Raw genomic sequence first — 25,982 nt, forward strand, 5'->3', positions numbered from 1 at the left:
GGGCTTTCGTCGTTGCGAGCCGCCTATTATGTCAGGCTTTTCGTTTCCGTCAACACCTTCTTTCGAAGCAGTTGAAGTCCTGTTCCTTCGCGGTTGCCGCCTTGCGGTGGCCCCTGCGTCGGGGGAGGGAAAGTATGTCCCTATCCGGGTCGTTTGTGAAGGGGGTGGACGACATTTTTTCACGTCGTCTCTCCCACATTCATGCTGGAAGGGGTCCGGATCGCCCGAACCCCTTGTGCCACTTAGGCCGCGACCAGCAACACGCGTGCGAAGGTGCGCTTGCCAACCTGCAGCAGGCCTTCGAAACCGGGCACGAACACCTGCTGGGCATCCTCCACCACCTCGCCATCCACCTTCACCGCACGCTCTTTGAGCTTGCGGGAGGCTTCGGAGTTGCTTGGGGTGAGGCCGGCAGCCGTCAACAGGGCACCAATACGCAGGCCTTCGGCCGGAATGGTCACTTCCTGCAGCGGCAGCAGGGTCACATCGCCCTGCCCGGTCACCGCGGCATTCCAGCCGGCGATGGCCTGTTCGGCCGCCGCCGCATCATGGAAGCGGGTGGTCAGCTCACGGGCCAGGCGCAGCTTCACCTCGCGCGGGTTCAACCCGCCCGCCTGGACCTGTTCGCGCAGGGCCTTGGCCTCGGCGTGGCTGATATCAAAGGAGAGCAGCTCGATCCAGCGCCACATCAGGTCATCGCCGATCTTCATCGTCTTGGTGACGATGTCGATGGCCGGTTCGCTGATACCAATATAGTTGTTGAGCGACTTGGACATCTTGGCCACACCGTCCAAGCCTTCCAGCAACGGCATGGTCAACACGATCTGCGGCTTCTGCCCGTAGTGCTCCTGCAGGCCACGGCCCATCAGCAGGTTGAACTTCTGGTCGGTACCGCCCAGTTCAACGTCCGCTTCCAGCGCGACCGAGTCGTAACCCTGCACCAGCGGGTACAGGAACTCATGCAGGGCAATGGACTGCTGGGCGGCATAGCGCTTGGCGAAGTCGTCGCGCTCGAGCATGCGCGCCACGGTGTGCTGGCCAGCCAGGCGGATCATGTCGGCGGCGGCCATCTTGCCGAACCACTCCGAATTGAAGCGCACTTCGGTCTTTTCGCGGTCCAGCACCTTGAAGACCTGGTCTTCATAGGTACGCGCGTTGGCCAGCACATCTTCCTTGGTGAGCGGCTTGCGGGTGACGTTCTTGCCCGAGGGGTCGCCGATCATCCCGGTGAAGTCGCCGATCAGGAAGATCACCTGGTGGCCGAGGTCCTGGAACTGGCGCAGCTTGTTCAACAGCACGGTGTGGCCCAGGTGCAGGTCCGGTGCGGTGGGGTCGAAGCCGGCCTTGACCCGCAGCGGACGGCCGCTTTCCAGACGCTGGCGCAGTTCGTCGGATTTGAGGATCTCATCGGCGCCTCGCCCGATCAGGGCAATGGCTTCTTCAATCGAGGACACGTGACAACTCCCGGCAATGCCTTATTTATATGAATGACGTTAAGTACAAGTTAACCGCAGGTGCTTCACAAAAGCCAATAGGCACAAGGGTTTGACGCGGTATTTATACCTGTCTATGTTACCGACGTTTGGGCCCGCGCTCCCGGGCCAGCCAGGAACAGACCGACGATGCTCAATTCCGATCAAGGCCGCGCGCGCAAGCAGCGCTTCAAGGAACGTCTCAACGTCCTCCACGACACCGCCCTCCATCGGAAGCTCAAACAGCATCTTCCCGCGGCCTTCAACCAGCGCTGGACCCGCCGCCACTGGATGCACGCCAGCCTGTTCGCCACCATCGGCGCCCTGGTGGCCACGATCGTCCCCGGCTTCTCGCACACCATCGATTCGCCCTACTCGGTCAGCCATTCGACCTTGGCGCTGCCGTTGCCGCCGCTGTCGCTGGAACGCCAGCAGCAGACCCCGGGCGACAGCTGGCAGGTGCTGCGCGTGCAGCGCGGCCAGACCCTGAGCAATCTGTTCGACCAGGCCGGCATCCCGGCCACGGTGATGCACCAGGTGCTGGAGCACCCCGGTGTGCGCGAATCGCTGACCAAGCTGCGCCCGGGTGCGGAGATCGCCTTCGACCTGCCGCTGTCCGGTGAGCTGCGCACGATCCGCTTCGACCGCGATGCCGACAACCGCGTGGAGCTGTCCCTGGCTGGCGACAAGATCACCGAAACGGTGAGTAAGCGCGAGAGCTCGACCCGCCGCGTGGTCGCCAGTGGCGAGATCACCAGCTCCCTGTATGCCGCCGCGCGCAAGGCGGGGTTGTCGCCCTCGGCGATTGCCACGATGACCGACGAAATCTTCAAGTACGACATCGACTTCTCCAAGGACCTGCAGCCGGGCGACCGCTTCAGCGTGGTGCTGGATGAAACCTGGCGCGAAGGCGAGAAGGTGGACACCAGCAAGATCCTCGCGGCGACCTTCAGCTCGGGCGGCAAGACCTACAGCGGCTTCCGCTTCGACCGCAACGGCAAATCGGAGTACTTCGATGCCAGCGGCCGCCCGCTGAAGAAGAGCTTCATCCGCATGCCGATCCAGTTCGCGCGCTTGAGCTCGAGCTTCGGCGCGCGCAAGCACCCGGTGCTGGGCAAGATGCGCATGCACAAGGGCGTGGACTACGCCGCGCGTACCGGCACCCCGATCATGGCCGCCGGCGATGCCCGCGTGCAGTTCGCCGGGACCCAGCGCGGTTACGGCAACGTGGTGATACTGGATCATGGCCGCGGCCACACCACCCTGTACGGGCATATGTCGCGGTTCGGCAAGATCAAGACTGGCCAGCGCGTGGCCCAGGGCACCGTGATCGGCTACGTGGGCTCGACCGGCATGGCCACCGGCCCGCACCTTCACTACGAATTCCGCGTCAACGGCGTGCACCGCAATCCGCTGTCGGTGACGATGCCGCCGCCGGAGCCGCTGCAGGGCGCCGAGCTGGCTGCCTTCCGTGCCCAGACCGCCCCCGCGCTGGCGCGGATCCAGGGCATGGAGAAGCTGATCTACGCCGATGCCAGCCCGGCACCGGATGCCAAGGCCACCGATACGGCCACGGCGAAGGCCGGCAAGCCGGTCAAATCCAACCGCGGCTGATCGCTGCGATTGACGGCGGCAACGGGTTGCGCGGAAGCTGCACGCAACCCGTTGGACCGCCTGGCCATGACCTCTGCTGTTGATCCCACCACCCCGCTCTACCTGGGCCTGATGTCCGGCACCAGCGCCGACGGCATCGATGCCGCGCTGGTGCAGTTCCCCACCGAGGGTGGCTGCCGCTTCGTCCAAGGCCTGACCCACGACTGGGATCCGGCCATCCGCGCCGAGCTGATCGCGCTGGGGGAAGGCGGCACCATCACCTCGCTTGATGCACTGGGCCGCCTTGATGCCCAGGTCGGGATCACCTTCGCCGCGGCCGCCAACCGCCTGTTGGACAGCGCGCGCATCGACCGCACCCAGGTGCAGGCGATCGGCTCGCATGGGCAGACGGTGCGCCATCGGCCGCTGGCTGATCCAGCCTTCACGATGCAGATCGGCGATGCCAACCGCATCGCCGAATTGACCGGCATCACCACCGTGGCCGATTTCCGCCGCCGCGATGTCGCCGCTGGCGGGCATGGCGCGCCGCTGATGCCGGCCTTCCACCTGGCGATGCTGGGCGACAGCGATGAAGACCGCGCCGTGCTCAACCTGGGCGGCATCGGCAATCTCACCCTGATCCCGCGCGACGGGACACCGCGCGGCTTCGATACCGGCCCGGCCAATGCGCTGATGGATGCCTGGTGCCAGCGCCATCGCGGCGAACCGTTCGATGCCGATGGCGCGTTCGCGGCCAGTGGCCAGGTCGATGCGGCGCTGCTGGCCCGCTGGCTGGCCGATCCGTGGTTTGCGTTGCCGCCGCCGAAGAGCACCGGGCGCGAGCAGTTCCACCTGGACTGGGCGCAGGCGCAGCTGGGCGAGGGGCAGGTCTCCGGCGCGGATGTGCAGGCAACCCTGCTGGAACTGACAGCCGCCACCGTGGCCGATGCGCTGCTGGCGCACCTTCCGGGCGCGAGGCGGGTGCTGGTCTGCGGCGGTGGCGTGCGCAATCCGCAGCTGCTGCGGCGCCTCGGCGCGCGCCTGCCGGGCGTGGTGATCGAGTCCAGCGCGGTGCACGGGCTGGATCCGGATTATCTGGAGGCGATGGGGTTTGCGTGGTTGGCACAGCGCACGCTGGCCGGGCTGCCGGGCAATCTGCCGAGCGTGAGTGGTGCGCGCGGACCCCGGATTCTGGGGGCGATCCATCCCGCCTGAGGTGGCGTGGTGCCGGGCGCCGCGGGGTGCACCGTGATCACGCCTGCGCCGGGCAGCACTGGCGGGCCGTTACAGCCCTTGCGCGTCCGGCAACGCCTGCAGGGCGGCGATGGCATCGGCCAGCGCGTCGACCTCGGGATCGTGGAAGCCGCTGCGGACCTCCAGTTCGCTGGCGAACAGGCCTTGCTCCAGCAGCGCCACGCAGGTGTCCTCGCGGGTCCAGCCGCGCGCAACCGCAATGCGGCGGATACGTTCCAGCAACAGCGGGTCCACCTCCCGCAGCAGTAGATCAGCCATCGTTCTCCCCGTTGGCGCGCCGCCATCCCCGCGGCCGTTGTGCCGGCATGATCCATCAGGCTCTGCCGGCACGCAAACCCGTCAGGCCGTGCTGCGGTCCCGGATCCGTGGCCACAGCCAGATCAGCAGCAGCAGGGTCGGGATGACCGTGGTGGCGCTGAGGATGAAGAAGGTGCTGTAGGAGCTCGCCTCCACGATGTAACCGGAGACGCCGCCGACGAACTTGCCCGGCAGGTTGGCCAGCGAGACCAGCAGCGCGTACTGGGTGGCAGTGAAGTTGCGGTCGGTCAGCGAGGACATGAAGGCGACCAGCACGGTGCCGGCAAAGCCCTGGAACAGGTTGTCCGCACTCAGCGCCGCATAGAACGCCCACAGCTGGCCCGGGTTGTGCGCCATCAGCAGGAACGCCAGGTTGGACAGCGCCACGCCCAGCGCGGCGACCAGCAGCATGCGGCGGAAGCCGAACGCGGCCACCGCGATGCCACCGAGGAAGGCACCTCCGATGCCCATCCACACGCCGAACAGCTTGGAGACGGTAGCGATATCGGCCTTGGTGAAGCCCGAATCCAGATAGAACGGACCGGCCATCACCCCGATCACCTGATCCGGGAACTTGTAGAGCCCGACGAAGGCCAGCAGCACCAGCGCCAGCACCACACCGTTGGTGCTGAAGAAGCTGGCGATCGGCTGCCAGAACGCACCAAAGAAATCGATCCGGCGCTGGATGCGCACCTCAGGCTGCTCCGGCTCGCGGCACAGCAGCGTGGTGATGATCGGCAGGATCATCAAGGCGGCCATGGCCAGGTACGCCACGATCCAGCTCTCGAACTGGGCCAGGTACAACGCGCCCGCGCCGGCCAGGATCAGGCCGATGCGATAGCCCAGCGTGTAGGTCGCGGCGAGTGCCGCCTGGGCGCTCTCCGGTGCGATCTCGATGCGGTAGGCATCGACCACCGAATCCTGGGTGGCGCCGGCGAACGAGGCCACCAGCACCCACAGGACCAGTGGGGTGACGCCGAGTTCGGGGCGGACGAACGCCAGCGCGAACAACCCGCCGGTGACCGCGATCTGCGAGGCGAGCAGCCAGGAACGGCGGCGCCCGAGGAAGCCGATCAGCGGAAATGCGTAGCGGTCAATCAGCGGCGCCCAGACGAACTTCATCAGATAGAAGAAGCTGGCCAGGCTGATCAGGCCGATGCTGCCCAGGTCCAAACCGACATCACGCAGCCGGGTGGAGAGGGTCTGCGAGGCGATCAGCAGGAACGGCAGGCCGCTGCCGAAGCCGAGGAAGGCCATCGTCAGCGCCGAGGGCGTACCGAAGGCACGCTTGATCCCCGCCCAGCCCTTGTAGGACATCGGCTCGACCGCTTCACTCATGGGGCGTAGTCCACCGTGAACGGCGCATGGTCGGAGAAGCGCTCATCGCGGTACACCGAGCAGCTGCGCAGGCGCTCGCGCAGGCCCGGGCTGACGAACTGGTAATCAATGCGCCAGCCGACATTGTTGGCGCGCGCCTGGCCGCGGTTGCTCCACCATGTGTAGTCCTCACCCTGCGGGTGCAGCAGGCGGTAGGCATCCGTCCAGCCTTGGCCGGCGGCGATATCCAGCGCCTGGTCGGCGTCCACGCACTGGCCGTTGAGCCAGTCGCGCTCGGGCGGCAGGCAGCCGGAGTTTTTCTGGTTGGATTTCCAGTTCTTGATGTCCAGCGCGGAGCGCACGATGTTCCAGTCGCCGCACAGCACGTAGTCGCGACCACTGGCCAGCCAGCCGGCCAGGATCGGGCGCAGCCACTCCATCACTTCGTACTTGAAGCCCTGGCGCAGATCGCCCGAGCTGCCCGAGGGGATATAGAAGGAGACCACGCTGAGGTTGCCGTAGCGGGCCTCGATGTAGCGGCCCTCATCGTCGAACGGGGCCCAGCCCAGCGAGGTGATCACCTGGTCCGGCTCGCGCTTGCTGTAGATCGCCACGCCGCTGTAGCCCTTCTTGGTGATGGCGTCGCGGTAGAAGCAGTGGTGGCCGTCCGGGCGGAACATCGGGTCGGTCAGCTGGTCTTCCTGGGCCTTGGTTTCCTGGATGCACAGGACATCGGCGTCCTGGGCGCGGAACCACTCGAGAAAGCCCTTGGTGGCGGCGGAACGGATGCCATTGGCGTTGAAACTGATGATGCGCATGCTGACCCGGGTCTGGAACGATACCGGCAAGAGCATACCGTTTCGGCCCTTGCAGGGGCTGGCTGGAAACGGACGCGATTGCCGCCCGCGGGCACCTGACGATGCCGTCTCGCCAACCTGTGCGACACCGGGCCGCAGGGGCCGGCGAGCGGAAAAGTGCGGGCATGCATTAGGATTTGCGCTCCAAATGAATTGAATTGAGTCTTGATGAGCGACCATCGCCACCGTTTCCTGCAACTGGCCCTGACCGCCGATGCCCTGCGTTTCGGCCAGTTCACCCTGAAGTCCGGCCGTCTGAGCCCCTATTTCTTCAATGCCGGCCGGTTCGATTCCGGCGCGCGGATGTCCCAGCTGGCGGCGTGCTACGCCGATGCCGTGGAAGCGACCGGGCTGAAGTTCGACGTCGTGTTCGGCCCGGCCTACAAGGGCATTCCGCTGGCCACCGCGACCGCCTGTGAGTTCGCCCAGCGCGGCCGCGACCTGCCGCTGTCGTTCAACCGCAAGGAAGCCAAGGACCACGGCGAAGGCGGCAACCTGATCGGCGCCGACATGAACGGTAAGCGCGTGCTGATCGTGGATGACGTGATCACCGCTGGCACCGCGATCCGCGAAGCGCTGGCGATCATCAAGGGCGCCGGTGGCACCCCGGCGGGCATCGTGGTCGCACTGGACCGCCAGGAGATCGCCTCGGAAACCGACCGCCGTTCGGCCGCGCAGGCCGTGGCCGAAGAAGCCGGCATTCCGGTGGTCGCGGTGGCCACGCTGGCCGACCTGCTTGATTTTGCCTCCGGAAATCCGGAACTTGTCGGTTACCGGCAGCCGCTGGAGGACTATCGTTCCCGCTACGGCAGCCGTCCTACGCGTTGAGAGCAGGGGGCTTTCACCATGTCCAGGTTTGCCACGTTCACCGTTGTCGGCCTGTTGCTGGCCGTGCCGCTGTTGCCTGCCCAGGCGCAGAAGCGCACGGCTGATGCGACGCCGAAGAAGCTGTACTGCTGGAACAAGGGCAGCGAGCGGATCTGCAGTGATGCCCTGCCCCAGGAGGCGGTGAACAGCGCGCGCGAGGAGTTCAACCTGCGCAGCGGCATGCGCAGTGGTGAAGTGCAGCGCGCGTTGACCGACGAAGAGCGCGCCGATGCCGCTGCGCAGGCCGCGCAGCAACGCCTGGACCTCGCCGCCGAGCAGACCCGCCAGCGCACCGAGCAGGCGATGCTGGCCACGTATGAAAGCGAGGACGAGCTGCGCCGGGTGTTCGCCGAGCGCAGCGGGATCCTGGACAACAACATCCACACCGCCAGTTACAACGTGGCCAGCGTGCGTGATGCGCTGGTCACCCTGCTGGCCACTGCGGGCAACCGCGAGCTGGATGGCCAGCCGGTGCCGGACAAGCAGGCCGAGCGCATCCGTGAGCGGCATGCCGAGCTGGTGGCGCAGCGGCGCATGCAGGCCTCGTTCGAGCAGCAGCGCCGGGCGCTGGATGTGGAGATCGAGAGCACGCTGCAGCGCTATCGGTTGTTGAAGGGTGTGGGGAGCGATCCGCGCGGGTAAGGGTGGATGTGCGATTGCGTTGAAACGAAGGCGGCCTTTTGGGTCGCCTTTTTGGTTTTTGTCCTTGCGGCAGGCACGGAGCGCGCTCTGAACTTTTCCGGAAGCAGGAGCGGTGAGTTGGTCGGGCGCTGGAGCGCGACGCCCTTGCCGGCGAATGTCCCCCGGCGTCGGCCTGCGGCCGCCCCCTCCTCCTTTATTTCGCCCACAAGGGCATCGCGCCCCACGTGTACAGACCACTGGCGGCCAACAGCAAGTTCGCTGTCTCGCACGCGTACCGCACGCTGAGCTCCGTAGCGGCCGGTAGGTCCCTGGGCAAAATCAAGGAGGAGGCTGTCGCCGTCAGGCGGCGGCCGGGGGACATTTGCCGAGGGGCCTGCCGGTCGCTGCGGGGCGTAACGTTCGCACCACAGACGCACCTTTTTATGCACTTTTTACGGAAGTCGCCGGTTTCGGGCGTGGAGCGTTTATGCCGGGCAGGCAGACCATGAGCGCCTGACGTGGAGTGGTTCCACCTGGACGTCCCATGAGCCCGTGTATGCCTGTCTTCCCCGCCGGTGCCCCGTGCACCGCGCGCTCCCTTTCCCGCGTTTGAGGCCACGACCATGTCTGCCTGGCTTTCCCTGCTGTGCGGTGTGCTGGTGCTCGTTGCCGCCGCCTATCTGCTGTACGTCGTGCTTCGGCCCGAAACCTTCTGACCGGAGCCGACCATGACCGAGATCCTGTTGATCCTGCTGGCCAGCATCGCGCTGGCCTTTCCGCTTGGGCTGTACCTGGCCCGGGTGATGCGCGGTGGCCCGATGCGCGGCGACGCGCTGTTCGGGTGGATTGAAAAACCTCTGTACCGGCTGCTCGGGGTCAACCCGGCGCGCGGCATGTCCTGGCGTGGCTACGTGGGCGCCTTCCTGCTCAGCAACGTGGTGATCGCGGTGCTGGTACAGGCGGTCTTCATGACCCAGGCCTGGCTGCCGTTCAATCCCGACCAGATCCCCAACCTGCGCTGGGATACCGCGCTGCACACGATGGTGTCGTTCCTGACCAACACCAACCAGCAGCACTATTCCGGCCAGGCGCAGCTGTCCTACTTCGCGCAGATGACCGCGATCACCGGCCTGCAGGTGGTGACGCCGATGATGGGCCTGGCGTTGGTGGTGGCCACCCTGCGTGCGCTGTTCAGTGCGCGCCCTGAGGATGTGCCGGCCGACCAGGCCGCGCTGCTCAGTGCGGACCGCCGTGTCGATGTGGGCAACTACTACGCCGATGTGGTGCGCGCGTGCGTGCGCTTCATGCTGCCGCTGTGCCTGCTGTGGGCGGTGCTGCTGACCAGCCAGGGCGTGCCCGCCACGCTCGCCGGTGGTCCGCAGGCCACGCCGATCGATGCCGCGGCCGGCATGGAGACGCAGAAGATTCCGCTCGGCCCGGTCGCGGCGATGGTCGCGGCCAAGCAGCTGGGCACCAATGGCGGTGGCTGGTACGGCCCGAACAGCGCGATGCCGCTGGAGAACCCGACCCCGCTGTCCAATGCGCTGGAATTGATCGGCATCCTGCTGATCCCGATCGCGGTGATCTTCATGCTCGGCGCATTTACCGGACGCAAGCGCCTGGCCGGGCTGGTGTTCGGCTGCATGCTGGCGATGTCCAGCGTGTCGATCGCCGCCACCGTGTGGCTGGAGGGTCACTCGGCCACCGCCGCCAGCCCGCTGCTGATGGAGGGCAAGGAAGTGCGCTTCGGTGCCGATGGCACGGGGTTGTGGGCAGCGATCACCACCCAGGTGTCGAACGGTTCGGTCAACGGCATGCATGACTCGCTCAGCCCGCTGGCCGGTGCCGTGCCGATGGTCAACATGCTGGTCAACGCGATCTGGGGCGGCATCGGCTGCGGCCTGCAGCAGTTCATCGTGTACCTGATGCTGGGCGTGTTCCTGGCCGGGCTGATGACCGGCCGCACGCCGGAACTGTTCGGCCGCAAACTGGAAACGCCGCAGGTGCGCCTGCTCGCGCTGCTGGTGCTGCTGCAGCCGATCACCATCCTGGGCTTCACCGCGCTGACCTTGGCGATCCCATCGATCACCGGCACCTCCAACCCCGGCTTCCACGGCATCAGCCAGGTGTTCTACGAGTACACCTCGGCGTTCGCCAACAACGGCTCGGGCTTTGAGGGCCTCGGCGATGCCACGGTGTGGTGGAACCTGAGCTGCACCCTGGTGCTGCTGCTGGGCCGCTACCCCGTGCTGGTGATCCCGTTGATCGTGGCCGCGCAGCTGGCGGCCAAGCGGCGGGCGCCGGAATCGGCCGGCACGCTGCAGATCGAAACCCCGACCTTCGCGCTGACCCTGATCGCGCTGATCGTCATCCTCACCGTATTGCAGTTCATGCCGGCACTGGTCCTTGGCCCGGTGGCCGACCACCTGTCGCTGACGCTGCACTGAGACCGCCTCCCATGAGTACGTATCCGTTGAACGTTTCTTCCCACCGCCGCCAGCGCCTGCTGGATGGCGCCGGCTGGCGCCGTGCCCTGCGCGATGCCGTGATCAAGCTCTCGCCGCGGCACCTGCTGCACAGCCCGGTGATGGCCGTGGTCATGGTCGGCACGGTGGTGAGCGCGCTGGTGACGCTGACCGGCAATGCGCCGCTGGGCTTCGGCCTGGCGGTCACCGCGATCCTGCTGCTGACCGTCCTGTTCGGCAACTTCGCCGAGGCCGTCGCCGAAGCGCGTGGCCGTGGCCAGGCCGCCTCGCTGCGGCGGGCCCGCCAGGACCTCAGTGCGCGCCGGCTCGCCGCCGCGCATGCCGGGGCCAGTGAAACCCAGGTTCCGGCGGCCGAACTGCGCCCAGGCGATCATGTCATCGTCAGTGCCGGCGAGTTGATCCCGGCCGATGGTGAGATCGTGCAGGGCCTGGCCACGATCAACGAAGCGGCGGTGACCGGTGAATCGGCCCCCGTGCTGCGCGAAGCGGGCACCGACCGCAGTGGTGTGATCGGTGGCACCAAGGTGCTTTCCGACCAGATCATCGTGCGCATCACCGCCGAGCCGGGCCACAGCTTCCTGGACCGGATGATCGCGCTGGTGGAAGGCGCCAACCGCCAGAAGACCCCGAACGAGGTCGCCCTGACCCTGCTGCTGGCGGCGATGACGCTGACCTTCCTGGTGGTGGTGGCGACGCTGCCGGTGATCGGGGCGTTCGTTGGCGTGCAGGTCAATCCGCTGCTGCTGATCGCGCTGCTGGTGTGTTTGATCCCCACCACCATCGGCGGCCTGCTGCCGGCGATCGGCATCGCCGGCATGAACCGTGCGCTGGCCGCCAACGTGCTGGCCAAGTCCGGCAAGGCGGTGGAAGTGGCTGGCGATGTGGACGTGCTGCTGCTCGACAAGACCGGCACCATCACCTACGGCGACCGCCAGGCCACGCATTTCCATGCCCTTGCCGGTATCGACGCCAGCCAGCTGCGCGAGGCGGCGCTGCTGTCCTCGCTGGCCGACCCGACCCCGGAAGGCAAGTCGGTGGTACGGCTGGCGCGTGAGCAGGGCTGCGCCACCGCCGAGCCGGACCGTGCGGACTATCTGGCCTTCAGTGCGCAGACCCGCATGTCCGGTGTGGATCTGGACGGCGGGCGCCGCATCCGCAAGGGCGCCTCCGATGCGATCACCGCGTATGTGCGTGAGCTGGGCGGCACGGTGCCGTCGGAGCTGCCCGGCCGCGTGGAGCAGGTGGCGCGCAATGGTGCCACCCCGCTGGTGGTGTGCGAAGGCCGCCATGTGCTGGGCGTGATCGAGCTGTCGGACGTGGTCAAGCACGGCATGCGCGAGAAGTTCGCGCAGCTGCGCGCGATGGGTATCCGCACGGTGATGATCACCGGCGACAACCCGCTGACCGCTGCGGCGATCGCGGCCGAGGCCGGCGTGGACGACTACATCGCCGAAGCCCGCCCCGAAGACAAGCTGGCCCGCATCCGCGCCGAGCAGGCCGGTGGGCGGCTGGTGGCGATGGTCGGCGATGGCACCAACGATGCACCGGCGCTCGCCCAGGCCGACATCGGGCTGGCCATGAACTCCGGTACGCAGGCCGCCAAGGAGGCCGGCAACATGGTCGATCTGGATTCGGATCCGGCCAAGCTGCTGGCGGTGGTGGAGGTGGGCAAGCAACAGCTGATCACGCGTGGTGCACTGACCACCTTCTCGCTGGCCAACGATGTCTCCAAGTATTTCGCGATCCTGCCGGCGCTGTTCGCCTCGACGATGCCGGCGATGGCGGCGTTGAACGTGATGCACCTCTCCAGCCCGCGCAACGCGGTGCTGGCGGCGCTGATCTTCAATGCCCTGGTGATTCCGGCGCTGATCCCGCTGGCGTTGCGCGGGGTGCGCTTCCGTCCGGCCACGGCCACCGCGCTGCTGCGCCGGAACATGCTGGTGTACGGCCTGGGTGGCGTGCTGCTGCCGTTTGCGGCCATCAAAGTGATCGACCTCTTCCTTGTCTCGGTATTCGGCGCATGAACCGCTCGCTTGCTACGTCCGTTCCCCGTTCGGCGCGCAGCCGCGCGGCCGCCTCTACCCAGCTGCAGCAGGACAGCGCCTGGCGCCCGGCCCTCGTGCTCGGCGTGAGCAGCCTGCTGCTGCTCGGGCTTGCCTATGCCGTGGCCACCACCAGCGTGAGCCGACTGCTGTTTCCGGCGCAGGCCGATGGCAGCCTGCTGATCCGCGATGGGCAGGTGCGCGGCTCGCAGTTGATCGCCCAGCCGTTCGTCGGCGATGGCTACTTCCAGGCGCGGCCGTCGGCGGCCAACTATGACCCGATGGCGGCTGCCGGCAGCAACATGGCGCGCAGCAATCCGGCGCTGCAGGAGCGCGTGCAGGCCGCCATCTCTGCGGTCGCCACACGCGAGGGCGTACCCGCTGCGCAGGTGCCCGGCGATCTGGTCACCCAGTCCGGCGCCGGCATGGATCCGGAGATCTCCCCGGCCGCCGCGCAGGTGCAGATCGCCCGGGTGGCGCGCAGCCGTGGCCTGCCGGTGGAGCGCGTCACCGCGTTGGTGCAGGCCAATACCCGGGGCCCGCAATGGGGTGTGTTCGGCCAGCCGCGGGTGAACGTGATGACATTGAACGTTGCTCTCGACGCGCAGCAGGGCACGGCCCGGCTGCACGGCATGCCTTGATGCGCTGCGCATTGTCCTGGGCGCACAATCCCCGCCCATGAGCGACTCCCGTACCCGCCAGGCCGATGCCCTGGTCGACAGCCTGCAGCGCGAAGCGGGCGGCAAACTCACCGTGTTCCTGGGTGCGGCCCCCGGCGTGGGCAAGACCTTCAGCATGCTCACCCGCGCACACGAGCAGCTGCGCCGCGGCGTGGACGTGGTGATCGGGCTGGTGGAAACCCACGGCCGCGCCGAGACCTCGGCGCTGCTGGCGGGCCTGCCGCAGGTGCCGTTGCTGCAGCGCGAGTATCAACAGCACGCACTGGACGAGATGGACCTGGATGCAGTGCTGGCGCGTCGCCCGGCGTTGGTGCTGGTGGACGAACTGGCGCATCGCAACGTGCCCGGCAGCCGCCACGAGCGGCGCTGGCAGGACGTGATGGAGCTGCTGGATGCCGGCATCGACGTGTGGACCACGGTCAACATCCAGCATCTGGAAAGCCTCAACGACGTGGTCATGCGGATCACCGGGGTGCGGGTCAGCGAGACCGTGCCCGATGCGGTGCTCGACCGCCTGCACGACATCGTGCTGGTGGACCTGCCGCCGCGCGAGCTGATCGAGCGCCTGCAGCAGGGCAAGGTCTATGTGCCGGAGCAGGCCGCGCAGGCGTTGCAGGCGTTCTTCTCGCCGGCCAACCTGACCGCGCTGCGCGAACTGGCGATGCAGGAAGCGGCCGACCGCGTGGACAGCAGCCTGCGCGAAACCCGTGCCGCACGCGGCGAAGGCAACCTGCCGCTGCGCCGGCGGGTGCTGGTGGCGATCGATGGCGGCGGCCAGAGCGAGTACCTGGTGCGGGTCGGCCGGCGCATCGCCGAGCGGCGCGATGCGCCGTGGACGGTGGTGACGGTGCAGGCGCGCGCGCACGACGAGCAGACCCGGCGCGAGATCGATGCCGCCTTCGCCCTCGCCCGCCGCCTCGGCGGTGAAGCGGAGCTGCTGCATGGCTCCAGCATTGCCGATGCCCTGCTCGACCATGCCGCACACAATGGCGTGTCGACGCTGGTGCTGGGCCGCACACGGGAGCGCCCGCTGGCGCGCATGCTCAACCGCACGCTGACCCAGCAGCTGATCCGGCGCGGTGCGCATTTCGAGATCACCATCATCGGCACGCCGCAGGCGCGTGCGCGGGCACGCCGGTCCGGGCTGTCGATACCGAGCCGCAGTGCTGGCAAGGATGCGCTGCTGGCACTCGGCGCCACGGCCGTCGCCTGCCTGGTGGCGCTGATTGCCGAGCGCTGGATCGGGCTGTACGACCTGTCGATGGTGTTCATCGTGGCGGTGGTGATGGTCGCCGCGCGCAGCCGCACCAGTGCAGCGGTGATCGCCGCAGCGCTGTGCTTCCTGGCCTACAACTTCTTCTTCATCGCGCCGCGCTTCACCTTCGCGATCAGCGCGCGCCAGGGCGTGATCACGGTCTTCCTGTTCCTGGCCGCAGCCTTGGTGGCCGGGCGGCTGGCCTCGCGCCTGCGCATGCAGGTGGTCGCATTGCGCGCGGCCAACCGGCACGCGCATGCGCGCCAGGCACTGGGCCGGCAGCTGGCCAGTGCGCCGAGCAACGAGCAGGTCGCCCAGGCCGGCCGCGAGGCGCTGGAGCAGGCGATGGATGCGCCGGCGTGGCTGCGCATCGGCCAGTACACCAGCGCCAGTGGCAGCGCCGCGCCGGGCGATACCGATCTGGCCGCGGCCGACTGGGCGCACCGGCATGGCCAGCCCAGCGGACGCTTCACCGATACGCTGGCCGGCGCGGGCTGGTGGTTTCTGCCGCTGCTGGACGGCGACGACCGGGCGATCGGCGTGGCCGGCATGCGCTTCCCGCGCGAGGCGCCGCGGCTGACGCCGGAGCAGCGCCAGCTGGCCGAGGCGATGGTGGACGACATCGCCCAGGCCGCGCTGCGCACCCAGCTGGTGGCGGATCTGGAGAAGGCGCACGTGAGCAACGAGACCGAGCGGCTGCGCTCGGCGTTGCTGTCCTCGGTGTCGCATGACCTGCGCTCGCCGCTGGCGGCGATGATCGGCTCGGCCGACAGCCTCTCCAGCTACGCCGATGCAATGGATGCCAGTGACCGGCGCGCCCTGCTGGACACCATCCTGGTCGAAGGCGAGCGCCTGGATCGCTACATCCAGAACCTGCTGGACATGACCCGGCTCGGCCATGACGGCCTGCAGATCAACCGCGACTGGATCGGTGTGGACGAACTGGTCGGTTCGGCTGCGCGGCGCCTGCAGCGCTATCAGCCCGACGTGCTGCTGAAGCTGGATATTCCCGCTGAACTGGCGCCGATCTGGGTGCATCCGGCGCTGGTCGAGCAGGCGGTGTTCAACGTGATGGAGAACGCGGCCAAGTTCTCTCCGCCCGGCGCGGCGGTGGAGGTACAGGCACGGCTGGTCGAGGGCGAGCTGCGCATCGATGTGCTCGATGCCGGGCCGGGCATTCCCGACGACGAGCGGGCCCGCATTTTCGACATGTTCTACAGCGTGGAACGCGGCGACCGCGGCCGGCATGGTACCGGGCTGGGCCTGACCATCTGCCAGGGCATGATCGGCGCGCATGGCGGCAGCGTGCAGGCGCTGCCGGGGCGCGACGGACGCGGTACCCTGATCCGCATCACCCTGCCCTTGCTGCACCCCCAACCTGCCGATGACAACGACGATTCCTGAGGCTTCCCACGGCGTGCCCCCGGCGCGCGTGCTGGTGATCGACGATGAAGCGCAGATCCGGCGCTTCCTGGAGATCAGCCTGCGCGCGCAGGGCTACCGCGTGTCCCAGGCCGCGACCGGCCAGGCCGGGCTGGAAGCGCTGGTCGGCGAAGGGGCGGACCTGGTGATCCTGGATATCGGCCTGCCCGACATGGAAGGCCATGACGTGCTGGGCGAGCTGCGCCAGTGGAGCCAGGTGCCGGTGATCATGTTGACCGTGCGCGCCAGCGAGACCGAGAAGGTGCGGGCGCTGGATGCCGGCGCCAACGACTACGTGACCAAGCCATTCGGCACGCAGGAGCTGATGGCGCGCGTGCGTGCACTGCTGCGCTCGCGCACGGTCTCCAGCGAGGGCGTGCTGCCACAGTTCGATGATGGGCACCTGCATATCGACCTGGTGCGGCGCGAAGTACATCTGGACGGTGCGCCGGTGGCGCTGACGCGCAAGGAGTACGCGCTGTTGTCGCTGCTGCTGCGCAATGCCGGGCGGGTGGTGACCCAGCCGCAGATCCTGCAGGAGATCTGGGGGCCGACGCATCAGCACGACACGCATTACCTGCGGATCCTGGTCGGCAAGCTGCGCCACAAGCTGGGCGATTCGGCGCTGGATTCGCGCTATCTGTTCACCGAGCCGGGCGTGGGGCTTCGGTTCAAGGGGTGATCAACGGCATCCACGCCATGCGTGGATGCGCCCTCCCGGGGTCAGAAACCCAGTTCCACACCCGGCAGCAGCGGTTGCAGCTGCGCGCGGAACAGTGCCTTGATGCGCTCCAGCGCCGCCTCGTCATCGGCCTCGAAACGCAGCACCAGCACCGGCGTCGTGTTGGACGCGCGCACCAGGCCCCAGCCATCGGGGAAGTCGGCACGCAGGCCGTCGATGGTGGACAGGCGCGCGCCGGCGAACGGCGACTCCTCCACCTGCACCGAGGACACGAACAACGACACCAGCGCGTGCGGAGTGCCCGCGTCCACCGGCACCTTCAGCTCCGGGGTGGAGACGCTGTCGGGCAGTTCGTCCAACACCTCCGAGGGGCTCTCTTCGCGCTGGGCCAGGATCTCCAGCAGGCGCGCGGCGGCGTACAGGCCATCGTCGAAGCCGAACCAGCGTTCCTTGAAGAAGAAGTGCCCGCTCATCTCGCCCGCCAGTTCGGCGTCGGTTTCGCGCATCTTCGCCTTCATCAGCGAATGGCCGGTCTTCCACATCAGCGGGCTGCCACCGTTGCGCAGCACGTAATCGGAGAGCTTGCCGCTGCACTTCACGTCGTAGATCACCAGCGCGCCCGGGTTGCGCATCAGCACATCGGCGGCGAACAGCATCAGCAGGCGATCGGCGTAGATGATCCTGCCTTCGCGGGTGACCACGCCGAGACGGTCGCCGTCGCCATCGAAGGCCAGGCCGATATCCGCATCGAAGCGCTTCACCGTCTGGATCAGGTCTTCCAGATTGTGCGGGTCGCTCGGGTCCGGATGGTGGTTCGGGAAGGTGCCGTCCACATCGCAGTACAGCGGAATGACCTCGGCACCGATCGCTTCCAGCAGCGGCTGGGCAAGCTCGCCGGCGGCACCATTGCCCGCGTCGGCGACCACCTTGAGCGGGCGATCCAGCTGCACGTCATCGGCGATGCGCTGGATGTAATCGGCATTCACGTCGCGGGTCTGGAAACTGCCCGGCTCGGGTGCCACGTGCAACTGGCCATCGCGGATGCGGTGGTACAGCTCGGTGATCGCATCGCCGGACAGCGTTTCGCCGCCGACCACGATCTTGAAGCCGTTGTAATCCGGCGGGTTGTGGCTGCCGGTCACCGCCACGCAGCTGCCGGCGCGCAGGTGGTAGCTGGCGAAGTACACCACCGGGGTCGGCGCCAGGCCGATATCGGTGACGTTGCAGCCAGCGCGGCGCAGGCCTTCGATCAGGCCGGCGGTGAGCTCGGGGCCGGACAGGCGACCATCGCGGCCCACCACGATGTCGCGCAGGCCCTGGACCTGCAGCACCGAGCCGACCGCCTGGCCGATCAGGGCGGCGACCTTGGGGGTCAGCTCGCGGCCGACGATGCCGCGGATGTCGTAGGCGCGGAAGATCTCGGCCGCGACGGTCTCGCCCGGCACGGACGGCGGCGGCGTTGCCGCTGCGGTTTCGTCAACGTTCTCGACGGCGGCCACCGCGAGCGGGGCCTGGGCCAGGCTTTCGCTCAAGGTCGGGCCGGTGTCGGCAGCACTGTCGGCAGCACCGCGGCGGCGCGGCAACGGCACCTTGCCTTTGCCCAGCACCAGCAGCACGGCGATCAACAGCAGCAACACGGCGACAACCGCACTGGAGATCGCGCCGAGGCCCAACGGGCCCGGTTCGATGTCCGGCACCGCGGCAGACAGACGCAGGCCACTGGTACCGACCGGACGTGCCAGCGCTTCAGCGCCGCCGGACAGCCCGCGGCTGCCCTGTTCAATCACGTTGTGATTGCCTTGGCGCAGGGCGAGATAGCCGGCGCCCGGCACGGCAACCTGGTCGAATATGCCGGTCAGCCGCAGCAGCGGCTGGCGCACGTAGACCACGGCCGCCCCCTGCGGGCCAAGCTCCACCGCCGCGGCCAGGCCGAGGCGCTGCCCGCCGGCATCGCGCACCACGCGGCCGACGGGTTTGTCATCGGCGATGGCCGCCTCGAGCAGGGCCAAGCGCGAGTAGCCGAAGGCCTTCGGATCGGCGTAGGCCGCATCGAGATCGGCGGTGAGGATCTGGACGTCTTCCACACCGGGCCAGCCTTCGCGGATGGCGACGGCGGCACCGTGTGCGTTGCCGCTGGCCAGTGCGCTGGCAACGCGCTCGGTCTTGAGCACCTTGCCGAACGTGCCGAGCTGACCGGTCAGCGCCGTCTGCAGCCCCTCGACCACCTGATCGCGCGACTGTTCAAGCTCGGCGCCAACGGCCGCCTGACGCCATTGGCGCACACCGCTCCACCCGAACCAGACCGCCAACAACACCAGCAGCACGGCCAACAGCGGCACCGAGCGCCCTGTGGTCAACCGCGGCCGTCCTTCCGCCTTCGCCTTGCTCATGAAGCTCCCCTGTCAGCGCACCCCGGTATGGCCGAATCCACCCGTTCCCCTGGCGCTGTCGGTGAAAGTATCCACTACCTGAAGCGCCACGCGTGCAATCGGCAGCACCACCAGCTGGGCGATGCGATCGCCGGGCTGCAGCGTGAACGGCTCACGGCCGCGGTTCCAGGCGCTGATCAGCAGCGGGCCCTGGTAATCGGCGTCGATCAGGCCGGTGCCGTTGCCCAGCACGATGCCGTGGCGATGGCCAAGCCCGGAGCGCGGCAGCACCACGGCGGCCAGGTTCGGATCGGCGATATGGATGGCGATGCCACTGGGAATCAGCGCGGTGTCGCCGGGCTGCAGGGTGAGTTCGGTCTCCAGCGCAGCACGCAGATCGAGGCCGGCGCTGTGTTCGGTGGCGTAGGCCGGCAGCGGCCATTCGTCGCCGAAACGCGGGTCGAGCAGCTTGACCTGCAACGGCTGCAGGGAGGAATCGATGGTCATGCGTGCAACCTCTGGGCAATCAGGGACAACAGTTGTTCGGCCAACACGGCCTTGGAGGTGCCGGGGAACACCTGTTCGCCGCCCTGCCAGTAGGCCGTGGCCGCGTTTTCATCGCTCTCGAAACCGCCGGTGCTGATCCCGACCTGGTTGGCGATCACCAGGTCCAGGCGCTTGTCGACCAGCTTGCCGCGCGCGTACTTCTCCACATCGTGGGTCTCGGCGGCGAAGCCGACCACCAGCTTGAGCGCGTTGGTCTGCGTGGCCACTTCGGCCAGGATGTCCGGGGTGCGCACCAGCTCCAGCGTCAGGCTCTGGGTGTCGGCGGTCTTCTTCAGTTTCTGCGGGGCAACCTGGCGCGGGGTGTAATCGGACACCGCGGCCGCACCGATATAGATGTCGGCCGGCAACGCACCGAGCACCGCTTCGCGCATCTGCGCGGCCGAGCGCACATCAACGCGCTGCACACCGGCGGGCGTGGCCAGCTGGACCGGGCCACTGACCAGCACCACCTGCGCGCCCAGGCGGGCGGCGGCGGCGGCCAGGGCGTAGCCCATCTTGCCGCTGCTGCGGTTGCCGACGTAGCGCACCGGGTCGATATCTTCATAGGTGGGGCCGGCGCTGATCAGCACGCGAAGGCCCTTCAGTTCACTGCTCGGCGGTGGCTCGGCGGGGGCCGGCGCATGCAGCCCGGCCAGCGCGGCCACGATCGCGTTCGGTTCGGTGAGCCGACCGGGGCCGGACTCGCCTTCGGCCAATGGACCGTCTTCCGGCCCGATCACCTGGGCACCGCGCTCGCGCAGCAGGCCGATATTGGCCTGCGTGGCCGGGTGCAGCCACATGCGGTGGTTCATCGCCGGGCACACGGTCAGCGGCGCGGTCGTGGCCAGGCACAGGGTGGTGACAAGATCGTCGGCGTGGCCGTTGGCCAGGCGCGCGAGCAGATCGGCCGTGGCCGGCGCGACCACGACGCGATCAGCCCAGCGTGCCAGCTCGATATGGCCCATGGCCTGCTCGGCCGCGCTGTCCCACAGGGTGGTGCGGGTGGGCTGGCCGGACAGCGCCTGGAAGCTCAGTGGGGTGACGAACTGCTGGGCCCCGGCGGTCATCGCGACCTGCACCTGGGCTCCGGCATCGCGCAGGCGGCGCACCAGTTCCAGCGACTTGTAGGCAGCGATCCCGCCACCAACGCACAACAACAGCTTCTGGCCTTCCAACGGGCGCGCGGACGCCGGAGAAGCCTGGGGGGAGTCAGCCACCTTGGGTGTTCCTGTCGAACCGAGGCGATTAGCTTACCCGATGGTCCGTAAGCCGCCTGATGCGCCAGCGGCATAAGGAGGCAGGTTTTCGTCATAAGCAACCGCCTGACTTGGCACGGTGCCCTGCATTTACCGACACGATGCCGCCCGGTTCACCGATGGTGGCCCGCTCCGCACCGAGGGAGACTGGGGCCATGTCGATCCGAGACTGGCCCAGTGCCGAGCGTCCCCGCGAAAAGCTGCTTGCCCAAGGCGCCGGCGCCCTGTCCGATGCCGAGCTGCTGGCGATCTTCCTGGGGTCCGGCCTGCGCGGCCGCGACGCGGTCGAAACCGCCCGCGACCTGCTGCAGGCCCACGGTCCCCTGCGCAACCTGCTCGACCTCCCGGCCGCCGCGTTGGCGGCCCTGCCCGGCCTTGGGCCGGCGCGCAGCTGCAAGCTGGTGGCCGGGCTGGAACTGGCGCATCGGCATCTGGCGGCCGAGCTGGCCCGCGGGGAGAGCCTGCGCGACCCGGCCGCCGCCGGGCGCTACTTCAAGCAGCGGCTGCGGGCCCGGCCCAACGAGGTGTTCGCCGCGCTGTTTCTCGACAACCAGCACCGCACACTGGCCTGCGAGGAGCTGTTCAGCGGCACGGTGGATGCCGCGGCGGTCTACCCGCGCGAAGTGGTCCGCCGCGCCCTGCTGCACAACGCAGCCGCGGTGATCGTCAGCCACAACCATCCCTCCGGCAGTGCCGAGCCCTCGTTGGAGGACCGCCGGATCACCGCACTGCTGCAGCAGGCCTTGGCCCTGGTGGATATCCGTCTGCTTGACCATGTCGTGATCGGCGACGGGGCACCGGTATCGATGGCCGCGCGCGGCTGGATGGGCCCCGGAACCACCTGAGCCGGGGTGGGAAACGGCGCCGCTCGGCCCCGGTTCAATGGATCGGGGTGGCTTCTGGGCTAAAATTGCCGATTCCGCCGCTCCAGTCCCAAAGCAGGCCTTGTGAAAAATCTCCTCCGCGCCCTGATCAGCCAAGGCATCGAAGCCTTGCGCGCCAACGGCACTCTGCCGGCCGATACCCTGACCCCGGAATTCGTGGTCGAACGCCCGAAGACCCGTGAGCACGGCGATTTCGCCACCAATGCCGCGATGCTGCTGGCCAAGCCGGCGCGCAGCAACCCGCGCGCCCTGGCCCAGGCGCTGCTCGATGCGCTGCCCAAGAGCAATGATGTGCTGCGCGTCGAGATCGCCGGCCCGGGCTTCATCAATTTCCATCTCGCTCCCAGCGCTTACCAGCGCGAAGCGGCCAGCGTGCTCAAGGAAGGCGCCGATTACGGCCACAACCTGAGCGGCAACGGCCGCACCGTGGGCGTGGAATACGTGTCGGCCAACCCGACCGGTCCGCTGCATGTCGGCCACGGCCGCGCGGCGGCGATCGGTGACTGCCTGGCGCGCCTGCTGGAAGTGAACGGCTGGAACGCCAAGCGCGAGTTCTACTACAACGACGCCGGCGTGCAGATCGAAAACCTGGCGCTGTCCACCCAGGCGCGTGCGAAGGGCCTCAAGCCCGACGACGCCGGCTGGCCGGAAGCCGGCTATCGCGGCGATTACATCGAGGATGTGGCCAAGGCCTACCTGGCCGGCGCCACGGTGGAGCTGGAAGGCCACTCGGTGGTCGGCGAGCGCGACCCGGACAACCTCGATGCGATCCGTCGCTTCGCGGTGGCCTACCTGCGCAACGAGCAGAACCAGGATCTGGCCGCGTTCGGCGTGGATTTCGACATCTACTTCCTGGAAAGCTCGCTGTACAAGGACGGCAAGGTCGAAGAGACCGTCGCCCAGCTCAACGCGGCCGGCCATACGTATGAGGAAGGCGGCGCGCTGTGGCTGCGCTCGACCGACTTCGGTGACGACAAGGACCGCGTGATGCGCAAGTCCGACGGCACCTATACCTACTTCCTGCCGGATGTGGCCTACCACCTCTCCAAGTGGCAGCGCGGCTACGAGCGCGCGATCACCGAGCTGGGCGCGGACCACCACGGTTCGCTGGCGCGCGTGCGTGCCGGCCTGCAGGCGCTGGACGTCGGCATCCCGAAGGGCTGGCCGGAATACGTGCTGCACCAGATGGTGACGGTGATGCGCGGCGGCGAGGAAGTGAAGCTGTCCAAGCGGGCCGGCAGCTACCTGACCCTGCGCGACCTGATCGAAGAAGCCGGCCGCGATGCCACCCGCTGGTTCCTGATCGCGCGCAAGCCCGATTCGCAGCTGACCTTCGATATCGATCTGGCCCGCCAGCAGAGCAACGACAACCCGGTGTTCTACGTGCAGTACGCGCATGCCCGGGTGTGCAGCCTGCTGCGCCAGGCGCAGGAGAAGAAGCTGAGCTACACGCCGGCCGAAGGTCTGACCGGCCTGTCGTCACTGGGCGATGAGGCATCGCTGTGGCTGATGGTGGAAATGTCGCGCTTCCCGGAAGTCGTCGAAGCGGCCGGCCTGGCGCTGGAACCGCACCTGATCGCGCAGTACCTGCGTGAATTGGCGCACGCCTTCCACACGTGGTATCACGGCACGCAGGTACTGGTAGCCGACGAAAGCGAACGCAACGCCAAGCTGACGCTGGCCTGCGCCGCGCGCCAGGTCCTGGCCAATGGTCTGAACATCCTGGGCGTTTCCGCCCCGGAAAAAATGTAAGCAGTGGAGAAGCAGTAAATGGCAGCACGACGCGGCAAGAGCCAGGCACGGCGCAACAGCAACCAGGGCACCCCGGGATGGGTGTGGCTGGTCGCGGGTGTGGCGATTGCGGCCGTGGTGTTCCTGGCGGCACCGAACCTGTTCAAGAACGACGGTGATGGCTTCCTGCGGGTCGGCCCGCAGCCGGACCCGAACGCCCAGCCGGCCCCGGTGAGCGATGCCGATACCGACGTCGGCACCGAGCTGCCCAAGCCCGGCGCCGCCAAGCCCGCCGAACCGGCCAAGCCGGCGGCGACGCAGTACGACTTCTACACCCTGCTGCCCGGCAAGGAAGTGGAAATGTCCGATGCCGAGCTGGCGGCCAGCGCACGCGCCGAAGATCAGCGCCGTGCCAAGGCCGATGCGCAGCGCGCGCAGGCGGCGCTGGAAGGCCGTCCGTTGCCGCCCGCACCGGCGCCGACCAGCACCGCCGCGACCACCACGCCTGCGCCGGTCAGTACCGCTGCGTTGCCGGCGCCGGTGAATGAACGTCCGGCTGCCACGCCGGCACCGGCGGCATCGGCCCCGGCCACGGTGGCCACCGCGCCGAAGCCGGATGCACCTGCGGCGACCGCCCCGGCTGCCGCCGCTGCCGCCGCCGATCCGGCCGCGGGCAACGTGCGTTACATCCTGCAGGCCGGCGCCTTCGGTGCCTCCGGTGATGCGGAAGCGACCAAGGCCAAGCTGGCGATGATCGGCCTGGCTGCACGCGTGGAATCTGCCCAGATCAACGGCAAGACGGTGTACCGCGTGCGCATGGGGCCGTATGGCAGCGCGGGCGAGCTGGCCGAAGCCAAGCAGAAGCTGGATGGGACCGGGCTTCAAGCTATGGCGATCAAAGCGCAGTAGCCGCGCTGCGACGTATACAGGAACGCCGGGCATTGCCCGGCGTTTTTTTTGATCGCCCAGAGCAGCCGACCAACGGTCGGCTCTACCGGGTGGCGGTCCGGTTGGATCAGTCGCGCGCGACCTGGAACCCGGCGAACGACTGGCTGACCGGCATCACTTCGAGGCGATTGATGTTCAGGTGCGCCGGCAGCGAGGCGACCCAGAAGATCTGCTCGGCGATGTCATCGGCGGTCATCGGGTTGGCACCGGTGTAGAGCTTGTCCGAGGCCGCCTGGTCGCCATGGGTGCGGACCACGGTGAACTCGGTTTCGGCCATGCCCGGCTCGATCGTGGTCACGCGCACGCCGCTGCCGTGCAGGTCCGAGCGCAGCCCCAGCGAGAACTGGCTGACGAAGGCCTTGGTGCCGCCGTAGGCGTTGCCGCCCGGGTACGGGTACACGCCGGCGACCGAGCTGATGTTGATGATCGCGCCCTTGCGTGCGACCAGCTGTGGCAACAGGCGATGGGTCAGCGTCACCAGGGCGGTGACGTTGGTGTCGATCATGGTGCGCCAGTCTTCCAGCGAGGCGCTCTGGGCCGGGGCGGTGCCCTGGGCCAGGCCGGCGTTGTTGACCAGCAGGTCGATGTCGGCGAAGCCGGCCGGCAGGGCGGCCAGGGCCGCTTCCATTGCCGCGCTGTCGCGCACGTCGAACACCGCCGCGTGCACGCGCTCGGGACCGTAGGCATCGACCAGCGGCTGCAGGCGCTCGGCACGGCGCCCGGTGGCGATCACGCGCCAGCCGGCCTGGGCGAAACGGTGGACAGCGGCGGCGCCAAAGCCGGAGGTGGCGCCGGTAATCAGAGCGGTACGGGTCATCGAGGTACTCCGTGGAGATCCCGACCATTTTCGCACCGATGCCCGCCCGGTGCAGAGCCGGGCGCTGCTCCGCTGACTGCCGCTACGGGGCGTCGCGTCAGCGGATGCGGAACACCCGTGCCTTGGGCAGGTCTTCATCCACCTGCAGGAACCAGCGGCCGGCAATGCCCGGCACCACGACAATCCCGGGGTTGCTGCGGGCGGTCTTGAGCGTCATCTCGCCCTTGAGCACCTGCCACTGCTGGCCGTTGTCGAGGGTGAACACGGTGCCGGGAGCCCAGCCGCTCACCTGGCCGGTGACCTTGGCGGTGATGGGGCCATCGTCCAGCCCGGGGAACATCGGGGCCGGCGTCGGCACACCCGGGCCTGCGGCAGGTCCTGCCGCGGCGGCCACCGGTGCCGGGGCATCGGCCTCGGCCTGGCGCAGCAGGCGGTTCAGCGTCTGCAGCTGGGCCGGGGTCAGCCCGACCTCGGCCAGCGCCTGCGGATCCAGCCGCTGCTCCAGCGCCACATACGGAACCTGCGCGCCCGCCTGGCCCGCCAGCAACATGCCCACACACCCGAGTACCTGCCACCTGCGCATTGC

General features: G+C 68.2%; 22 protein-coding genes. 13 read left to right on the plus strand and 9 right to left on the minus strand.

The genetic code is table 11. The features are described from left to right. Positions 1-242 precede the first annotated feature (242 nt). Positions 243-1,454 (minus strand): tyrosine--tRNA ligase, encoded by a 1,212-nt coding sequence (gene tyrS / locus ACW6W5_RS11110; protein WP_152152850.1) that lies wholly within the window; start codon positions 1,452-1,454, stop codon positions 243-245. 168 nt (positions 1,455-1,622) lie between these two features. Between tyrS and ACW6W5_RS11115 the strand changes: the two genes are divergently transcribed. Next, positions 1,623-3,086 carry a M23 family metallopeptidase gene (locus tag ACW6W5_RS11115; protein WP_121044062.1) on the plus strand — a complete coding sequence of 488 codons (1,464 nt, stop codon included), beginning with the start codon at positions 1,623-1,625 and terminating at the stop codon, positions 3,084-3,086. A 66-nt stretch (positions 3,087-3,152) separates the two neighbouring features. Continuing rightward, positions 3,153-4,280, plus strand: a complete 1,128-nt coding sequence (locus ACW6W5_RS11120; protein WP_152152852.1) for an anhydro-N-acetylmuramic acid kinase — start codon at positions 3,153-3,155, stop codon at positions 4,278-4,280. A 69-nt stretch (positions 4,281-4,349) separates the two neighbouring features. Here ACW6W5_RS11120 and ACW6W5_RS11125 read toward each other — a convergent pair whose 3' ends face one another. From ACW6W5_RS11125 to ACW6W5_RS11135, 3 genes are all read right to left on the minus strand, one after another. After that, on the minus strand, positions 4,350-4,577 hold the full coding sequence (locus ACW6W5_RS11125; RefSeq protein WP_046272989.1) for a hypothetical protein: 228 nt from the start codon (positions 4,575-4,577) through the stop codon (positions 4,350-4,352). Positions 4,578-4,658: 81 nt separating this feature from the next. Continuing rightward, positions 4,659-5,954, minus strand: coding sequence for an AmpG family muropeptide MFS transporter (locus ACW6W5_RS11130; RefSeq protein WP_152152854.1), 1,296 nt, complete (start codon positions 5,952-5,954; stop codon positions 4,659-4,661). Further along, positions 5,951-6,751 (minus strand): exodeoxyribonuclease III, encoded by an 801-nt coding sequence (locus tag ACW6W5_RS11135; RefSeq protein WP_152152959.1) that lies wholly within the window; start codon positions 6,749-6,751, stop codon positions 5,951-5,953. Before ACW6W5_RS11135 ends, ACW6W5_RS11130 begins: the two co-directional genes overlap by 4 nt. Before the next feature lie 207 nt (positions 6,752-6,958). Here ACW6W5_RS11135 and pyrE point away from each other — a divergent pair, with 207 nt between their 5' ends. From pyrE to ACW6W5_RS11175, 8 genes are all read left to right on the plus strand, one after another. Continuing rightward, the gene (gene pyrE / locus ACW6W5_RS11140; protein WP_046272987.1) at positions 6,959-7,618 is read left to right on the plus strand and encodes an orotate phosphoribosyltransferase; all 660 of its coding nucleotides are present in this window, start codon (positions 6,959-6,961) and stop codon (positions 7,616-7,618) included. A gap of 18 nt (positions 7,619-7,636) precedes the next feature. Further along, positions 7,637-8,299 carry a hypothetical protein gene (locus ACW6W5_RS11145; protein WP_152152856.1) on the plus strand — a complete coding sequence of 221 codons (663 nt, stop codon included), beginning with the start codon at positions 7,637-7,639 and terminating at the stop codon, positions 8,297-8,299. A gap of 602 nt (positions 8,300-8,901) precedes the next feature. Beyond that, the gene (locus ACW6W5_RS11150) at positions 8,902-8,994 is read left to right on the plus strand and encodes a potassium-transporting ATPase subunit F (protein WP_019183961.1); all 93 of its coding nucleotides are present in this window, start codon (positions 8,902-8,904) and stop codon (positions 8,992-8,994) included. A gap of 12 nt (positions 8,995-9,006) precedes the next feature. After that, on the plus strand, positions 9,007-10,725 hold the full coding sequence (gene kdpA / locus ACW6W5_RS11155) for a potassium-transporting ATPase subunit KdpA (protein ID WP_152152858.1): 1,719 nt from the start codon (positions 9,007-9,009) through the stop codon (positions 10,723-10,725). 11 nt (positions 10,726-10,736) lie between these two features. Continuing rightward, complete coding sequence (gene kdpB / locus ACW6W5_RS11160) at positions 10,737-12,788, plus strand: potassium-transporting ATPase subunit KdpB (RefSeq protein ID WP_152152860.1); 2,052 nt, start codon at positions 10,737-10,739, stop codon at positions 12,786-12,788. Further along, on the plus strand, positions 12,785-13,447 hold the full coding sequence (kdpC, locus tag ACW6W5_RS11165; RefSeq protein WP_152152862.1) for a potassium-transporting ATPase subunit KdpC: 663 nt from the start codon (positions 12,785-12,787) through the stop codon (positions 13,445-13,447). The genes kdpB and kdpC overlap by 4 nt, the downstream gene beginning before the upstream one ends. A 37-nt stretch (positions 13,448-13,484) precedes the next feature. After that, positions 13,485-16,145, plus strand: a complete 2,661-nt coding sequence (locus ACW6W5_RS11170; RefSeq protein WP_152152864.1) for a sensor histidine kinase — start codon at positions 13,485-13,487, stop codon at positions 16,143-16,145. Continuing rightward, positions 16,126-16,845, plus strand: a complete 720-nt coding sequence (locus tag ACW6W5_RS11175; protein WP_121044087.1) for a response regulator transcription factor — start codon at positions 16,126-16,128, stop codon at positions 16,843-16,845. Before ACW6W5_RS11170 ends, ACW6W5_RS11175 begins: the two co-directional genes overlap by 20 nt. A gap of 41 nt (positions 16,846-16,886) precedes the next feature. On the opposite strand, the gene ACW6W5_RS11180 is transcribed toward ACW6W5_RS11175, so the two are convergent. Genes ACW6W5_RS11180 through coaBC form a run of 3 tightly spaced genes read right to left on the minus strand, consistent with a single transcriptional unit; the run spans position 16,887 to position 20,977 of the window. Then, complete coding sequence (locus ACW6W5_RS11180; RefSeq protein ID WP_152152866.1) at positions 16,887-19,235, minus strand: phosphomannomutase/phosphoglucomutase; 2,349 nt, start codon at positions 19,233-19,235, stop codon at positions 16,887-16,889. A 12-nt stretch (positions 19,236-19,247) separates the two neighbouring features. After that, entirely contained in the window at positions 19,248-19,721 is a 474-nt protein-coding gene (gene dut, locus ACW6W5_RS11185; protein WP_046272982.1) for a dUTP diphosphatase, read from the minus strand. Then, entirely contained in the window at positions 19,718-20,977 is a 1,260-nt protein-coding gene (gene coaBC, locus ACW6W5_RS11190; protein WP_121044094.1) for a bifunctional phosphopantothenoylcysteine decarboxylase/phosphopantothenate--cysteine ligase CoaBC, read from the minus strand. Before coaBC ends, dut begins: the two co-directional genes overlap by 4 nt. A 194-nt stretch (positions 20,978-21,171) precedes the next feature. On the opposite strand from coaBC, the gene radC reads away from it, so the two are divergent. The 3 genes from radC to ACW6W5_RS11205 all read left to right on the plus strand — a co-directional run bounded on the left by radC (position 21,172) and on the right by ACW6W5_RS11205 (position 24,540). After that, positions 21,172-21,861 carry a RadC family protein gene (radC, locus tag ACW6W5_RS11195; protein ID WP_121044096.1) on the plus strand — a complete coding sequence of 230 codons (690 nt, stop codon included), beginning with the start codon at positions 21,172-21,174 and terminating at the stop codon, positions 21,859-21,861. A 102-nt stretch (positions 21,862-21,963) separates the two neighbouring features. After that, positions 21,964-23,652 carry an arginine--tRNA ligase gene (argS, locus tag ACW6W5_RS11200; protein ID WP_121044099.1) on the plus strand — a complete coding sequence of 563 codons (1,689 nt, stop codon included), beginning with the start codon at positions 21,964-21,966 and terminating at the stop codon, positions 23,650-23,652. 18 nt (positions 23,653-23,670) lie between these two features. Beyond that, entirely contained in the window at positions 23,671-24,540 is an 870-nt protein-coding gene (locus ACW6W5_RS11205; protein ID WP_121044102.1) for an SPOR domain-containing protein, read from the plus strand. Positions 24,541-24,646: 106 nt separating this feature from the next. On the opposite strand, the gene ACW6W5_RS11210 is transcribed toward ACW6W5_RS11205, so the two are convergent. Beyond that, a complete protein-coding gene (locus ACW6W5_RS11210) occupies positions 24,647-25,396 on the minus strand; it encodes an SDR family NAD(P)-dependent oxidoreductase (RefSeq protein ID WP_121044105.1) in 750 nt (249 codons plus the stop codon). A 97-nt stretch (positions 25,397-25,493) separates the two neighbouring features. Further along, on the minus strand, positions 25,494-25,979 hold the full coding sequence (locus ACW6W5_RS11215) for a hypothetical protein (RefSeq protein ID WP_226956640.1): 486 nt from the start codon (positions 25,977-25,979) through the stop codon (positions 25,494-25,496). Positions 25,980-25,982: the final 3 nt, after the last annotated feature.

This window comes from Stenotrophomonas sp. IS26, from assembly GCF_054188265.1.

Bases quoted from the DNA above. Each gene is read 5' to 3' on its own strand.
- ACW6W5_RS11115 (WP_121044062.1), top strand. From the start codon at position 1,623: ATGCTCAATTCCGATCAAGGCCGCGCGCGCAAGCAGCGCTTCAAGGAA.
- ACW6W5_RS11120 (WP_152152852.1), top strand. From the start codon at position 3,153: ATGACCTCTGCTGTTGATCCCACCACCCCGCTCTACCTGGGCCTGATG.
- ACW6W5_RS11125 (WP_046272989.1), bottom strand. From the start codon at position 4,577: ATGGCTGATCTACTGCTGCGGGAGGTGGACCCGCTGTTGCTGGAACGT.
- ACW6W5_RS11130 (WP_152152854.1), bottom strand. From the start codon at position 5,954: ATGAGTGAAGCGGTCGAGCCGATGTCCTACAAGGGCTGGGCGGGGATC.
- ACW6W5_RS11135 (WP_152152959.1), bottom strand. From the start codon at position 6,751: ATGCGCATCATCAGTTTCAACGCCAATGGCATCCGTTCCGCCGCCACC.
- pyrE (WP_046272987.1), top strand. From the start codon at position 6,959: ATGAGCGACCATCGCCACCGTTTCCTGCAACTGGCCCTGACCGCCGAT.
- ACW6W5_RS11145 (WP_152152856.1), top strand. From the start codon at position 7,637: ATGTCCAGGTTTGCCACGTTCACCGTTGTCGGCCTGTTGCTGGCCGTG.
- ACW6W5_RS11150 (WP_019183961.1), top strand. From the start codon at position 8,902: ATGTCTGCCTGGCTTTCCCTGCTGTGCGGTGTGCTGGTGCTCGTTGCC.
- kdpA (WP_152152858.1), top strand. From the start codon at position 9,007: ATGACCGAGATCCTGTTGATCCTGCTGGCCAGCATCGCGCTGGCCTTT.
- kdpB (WP_152152860.1), top strand. From the start codon at position 10,737: ATGAGTACGTATCCGTTGAACGTTTCTTCCCACCGCCGCCAGCGCCTG.
- kdpC (WP_152152862.1), top strand. From the start codon at position 12,785: ATGAACCGCTCGCTTGCTACGTCCGTTCCCCGTTCGGCGCGCAGCCGC.
- ACW6W5_RS11170 (WP_152152864.1), top strand. From the start codon at position 13,485: ATGAGCGACTCCCGTACCCGCCAGGCCGATGCCCTGGTCGACAGCCTG.
- ACW6W5_RS11175 (WP_121044087.1), top strand. From the start codon at position 16,126: ATGACAACGACGATTCCTGAGGCTTCCCACGGCGTGCCCCCGGCGCGC.
- ACW6W5_RS11180 (WP_152152866.1), bottom strand. From the start codon at position 19,235: ATGAGCAAGGCGAAGGCGGAAGGACGGCCGCGGTTGACCACAGGGCGC.
- dut (WP_046272982.1), bottom strand. From the start codon at position 19,721: ATGACCATCGATTCCTCCCTGCAGCCGTTGCAGGTCAAGCTGCTCGAC.
- radC (WP_121044096.1), top strand. From the start codon at position 21,172: ATGTCGATCCGAGACTGGCCCAGTGCCGAGCGTCCCCGCGAAAAGCTG.
- ACW6W5_RS11205 (WP_121044102.1), top strand. From the start codon at position 23,671: ATGGCAGCACGACGCGGCAAGAGCCAGGCACGGCGCAACAGCAACCAG.
- ACW6W5_RS11210 (WP_121044105.1), bottom strand. From the start codon at position 25,396: ATGACCCGTACCGCTCTGATTACCGGCGCCACCTCCGGCTTTGGCGCC.
- ACW6W5_RS11215 (WP_226956640.1), bottom strand. From the start codon at position 25,979: ATGCGCAGGTGGCAGGTACTCGGGTGTGTGGGCATGTTGCTGGCGGGC.